Below are 1,361 nucleotides of genomic sequence, written 5' to 3' on the forward strand. Positions count from 1 at the left end.
GACGTTGACGTTCGAGCCTTCGAGCATCCCCTGGCGGATCTGGCCGCGCCCTTCGAGGCCCGCGACACCCATGTTCGCGGCGCCCGAGGCGGCGGTCTCGGTCAGGTAATTATCGCCCTTGGACTGGAGCCCGGCCGAGTTGGGGAAGCTGGCGATCTGGATCTGGCCGATCTCGGCGGGCGCGGTCTGGCCCGGCAGGGTCGCCGAGACGGTGCCGTCGGTGCCGATCGTGACCTGGGTCGTGCCCTCGGGGATGGTGATGCCCGGCATCACCTGATAGCCCTCGGCGGTGACCAGCAGCCCTTCGGCCGAGCGCGAGAAATTGCCCGCCCGGGTGTAGCCGAGCGTACCGCCGGGCATCTGCACCTGGAAGAAGCCGTCACCGTCCAGCGCCATGTCGAGGCTGTTGTTGGTGGTCTGCATCGACCCTTGCGTGTTGATGCGCGCGGTCCCCTGGATGCGCACGCCGGTGCCCAGGTTCAGGCCGGTCGCATATTTGCTCTCGGTCGAGCTGGCGGCGCCGGGCGCGGTGATCGTCTGATAGGCCAGCGTCTCGAACGCGGCGCGATCGCGCTTGAACCCGGTCGTGTTGACGTTGGCCAGGTTGTTCGAGATGACCCGCATACGCATATCCTGGGCATCGAGCCCGGTGCGCGCGACGTGCAAAGCGGCGGAAGACATAACCCTTTAATCCTCAGCTCGGCAGACGCATCAGCGATGCGCTGTTCTCATCCAACGACTTGGCCTCTTTCATGAGGTTGGCCTGCACCTCGTAGCTGCGCTGGTTCTCGATCATGTCGACCAGCGTCTGGGTCATGTTGACGTTCGACCCTTCCAGCGCGCCCGACTGGACGGTGGCGTCCATGTCCTGCGGCATCGCCCCGCCGCCCTTGACGCGCAGCAGATTGTCGAGACCCTTCACCGTCTGGGTGCCGCGCGTGTCGGCCAGCTTGATGCGGTCGATCACCTGGGGCTGGGTATCGGGCCCGGCACCCAGCGGAATGATCGACAGCGTGCCGTCGGGGGCGACGGTCATCGAATTGTACGGCGGCACCGTGATCGGGCCGTTCTGGCCGACCACCGGATAGCCGTCGCCGGTCTGCAGCACGCCCGAGGCCGTGACCTCCAGGTCGCCGCGACGGGTATAGGCTTCCGAACCATCGGGGGCCTGCACCGCCAGCCAGGCGCTCGACGTCGCGATCGCGATGTCCAGCGCGTTGCCGGTATGCTGGATGGTACCCGGCGCGCGGTCGGCGTCGGTCACTTCCTCGGCGGTGGGCATCCGCGCCTCGAACGCCGCGCCGCCGCCCTTCAGGTCGATGCGGTCGAACACGACACGGTCGGCGCGGAACCCGATCGTC

At 67.5% G+C, this 1,361-nt stretch carries 2 protein-coding genes; both read right to left on the reverse strand.

The window, feature by feature from the left end; translation table 11 throughout:
- Positions 1-681: flagellar basal-body rod protein FlgG (gene flgG / locus U1700_RS14565; RefSeq protein ID WP_332753411.1), on the reverse strand; the 681-nt coding region annotated here is incomplete at its 3' end.
- A 13-nt stretch (positions 682-694) separates the two neighbouring features.
- Positions 695-1,361: flagellar basal body rod protein FlgF (locus U1700_RS14570; RefSeq protein WP_332753412.1), on the reverse strand; the 667-nt coding region annotated here is incomplete at its 5' end.

The sequence above is a fragment of the Sphingomonas sp. RB1R13 genome, assembly GCF_036663775.1.
In the GTDB taxonomy this organism is placed as follows: domain Bacteria; phylum Pseudomonadota; class Alphaproteobacteria; order Sphingomonadales; family Sphingomonadaceae; genus Sphingomicrobium.